A 493-nucleotide genomic window follows, 5' to 3' on the forward strand; every position below is an offset into this window, starting at 1 on the left:
TATATTTTTCTTTCTTCAGGTGAAAGTCTACTCAAAATCTCCAAACTCGCAGGGCGAAACATTATGGCTGTTAATATTTTTTTAAATCGGAGTTTTTTCAGGTGTTGATACTTCTTCTTGAGATTGGAAAGTTTTGTCACCTTTGCATTAATGACATCTATATCTATTTCCACTCTATTCTTAACATAGTTTTCCAAGTAATATATATAAAATTCAGCCCTTGAATAGAGGCCTTCCGGAATAGGCATTATTGGTTCATTGGCTTTCTCTTCAGCAATTACCTGATCAAGCTCACGAATTATTTTTTCACTTTCATCAATAATCTCCACTATTCCACTTTCCCAGAGTTCCTTCGCTTTCCAGTCTTCTATCAGGATAGTGTCTCCACTTTTCCATGTCCCAAATGATCTTAGTACCTTAACTGGAATAAGGGCTTTCCCTATTAACATCCCTTCTCACCCACATCGTGCAATAAAATGTTGATACTGTGATG

At 36.1% G+C, this 493-nt stretch carries 1 protein-coding gene; it reads right to left on the reverse strand.

Annotation, left to right across the window (positions count from 1 at the left end; all coding sequences use genetic code 11):
* Positions 1-449 (reverse strand): DNA replication complex GINS family protein (locus E3E37_RS10925; protein ID WP_167717369.1); only part of this gene is annotated, 449 nt, incomplete at its 3' end.
* Positions 450-493 lie beyond the last annotated feature (44 nt).

This window comes from Thermococcus sp. ES12, assembly GCF_012027515.1.
Classification (GTDB): Archaea; Methanobacteriota_B; Thermococci; order Thermococcales; family Thermococcaceae; genus Thermococcus; species Thermococcus barossii.